The sequence below is a fragment of the Halorubrum tibetense genome (assembly GCF_042661865.1).
Lineage (GTDB): Archaea > Halobacteriota > Halobacteria > Halobacteriales > Haloferacaceae > Halorubrum > Halorubrum tibetense.
The window spans coordinates 1-4,261 of sequence record NZ_JBHSWW010000216.1 but is presented as its reverse complement, the minus strand read 5'-3'; the positions used below and the strand labels follow the sequence as shown (position 1 = coordinate 4,261).

At 67.8% G+C, this 4,261-nt stretch carries 5 protein-coding genes; 3 read left to right on the top strand and 2 right to left on the bottom strand.

Annotated elements, in window-relative coordinates; all coding sequences use genetic code 11:
- The first annotated feature begins 262 nt into the window (after window positions 1-262).
- Window positions 263-931, top strand: coding sequence for a DUF5813 family protein (locus ACFQEU_RS12165; protein WP_379782504.1), 669 nt, complete (start codon window positions 263-265; stop codon window positions 929-931).
- Between the two features lie 76 nt (window positions 932-1,007).
- Entirely contained in the window at window positions 1,008-1,331 is a 324-nt protein-coding gene (locus ACFQEU_RS12160; protein ID WP_379782502.1) for a hypothetical protein, read from the top strand.
- Between the two features lie 175 nt (window positions 1,332-1,506).
- Here the strand turns inward: ACFQEU_RS12160 and tmk are convergent, their stop codons facing one another.
- Together tmk and ACFQEU_RS12150 are read right to left on the bottom strand one after the other, a co-directional pair.
- Window positions 1,507-2,121, bottom strand: coding sequence for a dTMP kinase (gene tmk, locus ACFQEU_RS12155; protein WP_379782500.1), 615 nt, complete (start codon window positions 2,119-2,121; stop codon window positions 1,507-1,509).
- Window positions 2,122-2,218: 97 nt separating this feature from the next.
- Window positions 2,219-3,118, bottom strand: a complete 900-nt coding sequence (locus ACFQEU_RS12150; protein ID WP_379782498.1) for an SMP-30/gluconolactonase/LRE family protein — start codon at window positions 3,116-3,118, stop codon at window positions 2,219-2,221.
- Window positions 3,119-3,224: 106 nt separating this feature from the next.
- Here ACFQEU_RS12150 and ACFQEU_RS12145 point away from each other — a divergent pair.
- On the top strand, window positions 3,225-4,261 hold a 1,037-nt coding region (locus ACFQEU_RS12145; RefSeq protein WP_379782495.1), incomplete at its 3' end, for an AGE family epimerase/isomerase.

Genomic DNA, 4,261 nt, shown 5'->3' with positions numbered 1-4,261 from the left:
TCGAGCGCGCGGGCGACCCCGAGTCCCGTCACGTGCGCGTTGCTGACGAGCGCGGGCGGGCGGTCGAACGACGCGTCGGCGAGCGCGTCGATCAGTCCCTCCGTGGAGTGAAATCGGTCTGCCATACCACCGATCACCGGCCAGGGTACAAAGGAACACCAGTACCGGAGCCGCGTGCCACTACCGGTGACGATCGCCGCCGGTGCAGGGCTCCGGACCGAACTCCCGGCGCGTTTTTGAGTCCGCGGACCCAACTATCGGTATGAGCGACCTCGAGCGAGACACCGAAAACACCCCCGCTGTTCCCGGGCGTGTTCGCCGCGCTTTCAGCGGTCACGGGTCCTTCGAACCCGCTGCCGCAGGCGTAACGCAGGGGAAGACGGATGAGGACGAGGAGACGGACGGGGATGGGGAGACGGACGGGGACAGGGAGACGGATGGGGACGGCAAGGAGGATTCGGGAGCAGCGACGGACGACGAGGAGCCGAGTGCGGCGGTGTGGAGCTCGGAGACGACCGCGTTCGATGGGACGGTGACGGTCGCGTCCGCCGAGGACGGTCGGCTCCGGTTCTCCGTCAGCGTTCGTGTACCGACGCTGTCGGCCGTAACGACGGACGACGTGGCGGACGTCGTCGAAACCGGCTGGTTGGAGACGTTCGAACGACGGGTCGTCGACGTGGGCGGCGTCACGCGGGGAGACCACGCGTTCGACCCTGATGTCGGACGCGCGGACGACGAGGTCGTCGTTCGCTTCGAACTGACCGACAGCAACGAGCGCCGTGGCGTGGATGACGCCGGCGCGTTGATCGATTTCGTCGAGGGAACGTACGTGCAGGGTATTATTCCCGGATACGAGTACACTGAACCGGTCTCGGGGCTGATTTCGTCCGCGAGACGCCAAGGTGGGGACGCCGAGGGCGGGGCGTTCTGATGGCCGCGGGAACCGGAGCGTGGCGGCACGAGCGACCGGCGGACGGGGCCGCGAGTCGGGTAGGTGGTTCGCTGCGATGATCGCGCTGTTCGGCTTCGCGCTCGTCCTCGCGCTGGTGGCGTTTCACACGTTTCTGGCCGGCGTGACGACGCGCTTTTTCCGACTCCGGCTGTCGACGTCTTGGGGATGGGTCCTGTACACGGTGATCCTGACGCCGACATTGCTCCTCGTGTCAACCCTGCTGTTTGCGGGGTTTTTCGGCGTCGGAGCCGGGATCGACCTCCGGAGCCCAACCGTCGTGATCCTCCTTCTCGTGGTGCTTCCGGCGGTCCTCGGCGCTGCGATCGATTACCTCTACATCGAGCCGCCCGACGAGTACGAGCTGCCGGACACGCGGTGATCCCTCCGGACACACGGTGATCCCCCCGGACACGCGGCGACTAGTTCGGATACGCGGTGACTACTTCGTACATGCGGCGACTACTTCGGATATGCGGCGATCGAACTCGGCAGACGCGACCGCTGATCGTACGCGTGGCCGCCATCGACACCTCTGAGGACCCCTGACGATCCCGTTACTCCCGTGCGTCGTGCTCGGTCCCGTCGAGTATGTCCGCGAACGCACCCTCGACCGCCTCGATCACTTCCTCCGGAGAGCGGGTGGCGTCAACACGGACGAACCGCTCGGGTTCGGCTTCGACGAGCCGTTCGTAGTTCTCGCGGACCGCGGAGAGGTAGCCGTCCCGCTCGTACTTGTCGGTTCGGCCGGACCGCTCGGCCGCCGTCCGTGCGTCCAGGTCGAGGTAGATCGTCGCATCCGGCGGCCGCGAGAAGGCGCTGTGAACCCCCCGGATGTACTCCATGGGGCGTGCGATGTCGATATCGCTCGCCGCCAGGCTCGCGGCCTGATAGGCGAACCGCGAGTCGGAGTAGCGGTCGGAGACGACGAGCTCCCCGTCGTGCAGCGCGGGACGCACGGTGTTGGCGAGGTGGTCCGCGTGGTCGGCGGTGTACAGGAAGAGCTCGGCGAGCGGGTCGGCGTCCTCGTCGCCGATAGAGCGGTAGACGGCGTCACCGTACCAGCTGTCCGTCGGCTCGCGGGTGAACACCGCGTCGGGATAGACGTCGTGAAGCGCCTCCCAGACCGTCGTCTTGCCGCTCCCGTCCAGCCCCTCCAGCGTGATCAGCATGCTCGCGCTCCGGCCGGCCCACGAATAAATCGCCGGGTTCCGTCGCGGGGACCCGTCGTTCGCGAGGCTCGGTCACTCGCGGGTGGGTGCCCAGCGCTCAGGCGATCCGTGATCGGAACTCCGGCACGCCGCCGCCGACGTGGGGGATCCGAAACAGCGCGCCCGCGCCGTCGCCCTCGACCTCACGGTCGCCGTCAGTCAGCGCGGTCGTACAGTAGAGGTCGGCGGCGTCGGGACCGCCGAACGTGACGGATGCGACCTTCCGCGCCGGGAGCTCAACGGCCTCGACCGGTTCGCCAGCCGGCGTGTATCGGGCGACCCGATCCCCGTTCCAGCGCGCCGACCAGACGTGGTCCTCGTCGTCGACGGTCAAGCCGTCCGGGACGCCGTCGCCTTCGGGAGTTTCACGGAACGTGCGGCGGTCGGATATCCGTCCGGTCGCCCGGTCATACTCGAACGCGTAGATCGCCCGTGCCTCCGATTCGGTGAGATAGAACGTTCCGCGGTCGCGGGAGAACCCCATCCCGTTCGGGATATCGAGTCCGTCGACGACGACTCGTGTCGAGCCGTCGGGATCGATCCGGTACAGCTCGCCGAGCGCGTCGGGCCCTGGCATCGTTCCCGCGAATACCCGCCCCTCAGGGTCGGCGATCACGTCGTTGAACCGGGTGTCGGCGTCGATCTCGTGGACGACTTCCGTCCCCGCCGTCCCGGGAACGAACCGCTCGATCCGCCCGTGGGTGAACAGCGCGAGCGCGCCGTCGGCCTCGATCGTGTATCCACCGATCGGCGCACCGTTCGTCTCATAGACGACCGTGTTCTCGTCGGTGACCGGGTCGTAGGCGTACAACCGACCTGCCGGGATGTCGACCCAGTACAGTTGCTCCTCTTCGGGATGCCACAGCGGCCCTTCACCGGTGTGTGCTCGGGTGTCGGCGACGCGTTCAGCGTCGTTGTACTCGGTCTGTCCAGCTTCTCTGTGGTCGTCACTCGTCATTGTACGCTTCTTTTTATCGGGATGTACTTGAGACTCATCTCCAAGGCAACGACCTGAAAACCGTCAGAACGACGTAGCCCATGCGATGACAATGAATAACGGATTAATGCCACCGAACCAGCACACACGCGCCGACGGCGCGCCGGATGACGGGCGCGCCGCCGACACCGACGCGCTGCGGGATCGATCCGAAACCACCAGAGCCGGCGTCCTCGCGACGCTCCGGGTGCAGTACCCGGACGTGATCGCCGACGCCGGATACCGACTCCTGCACCCCCGAACCGGGAACCACTACACCGACGACCGGCGTCACCTCGTCGCCACCAGTCGGTCCGTTGCGAACTTCGCGGTCGGGGTGCTCGCCGACGGCCCGGAGTGGTGTGTCGACGCCGCCGAGCACGGCCTCCGGTTCCTCCGAGAGGCCCACCGAGGAGCGGACGGGGGCTATCATCTCGTCGTCGACGCCGACGGCGACCCGGTCGACCGGACTCGGTCGGCGTACGGTCACGCGTTCGTCCTCCTCGCGTACGCCCGCGCGGCGGACGCCGGGATCGAAGGGGCCGCAGCCGACTTGGAGCGGACCCACGCGCTGATCGAGGAGCGGTTCCGCGACGACGCCGGGATGCTCAGGAGCGACTGTGGTCCGGACTGGACAGAACAGGAGGCGTACCGCGGCCAGAACGCGAACATGCACGCCTGTGAGGCGTACCTCGCGGCGTACGAGGCGACCGGTGAGGAGAGTTACCTCGACCGCGCCCGTCACCTCGCAGAGACGATCACGGTCGACATCGCGGCCGAGACGGACGGCCTGTTGTGGGAACACTACACCGACGGGTGGGACCACGACTTCGGGTACAACGCGGACGAGCCGCGCCACCAGTTCCGCCCGCCGGGGTACCAGCCGGGCCACCACGCGGAGTGGGCGAAGTTCCTCGCGCTGCTGGACCGGTACGGGGCGGCCCCGCCGACGGTGGGTGGCTCCTCCGGTGGTCGAGGCGGGTGGTACGAACGCGGGCGCGAGCTGTTCGACGCCGCGGTCGATCACGGGTGGACGGAGAACGGCTTCGTGTACACCCACGAGGCGGATGGGACGCCGATCGTCGCCGACCGGTACGGCTGGGCGCTCGCGGAGGCGATCGGCGC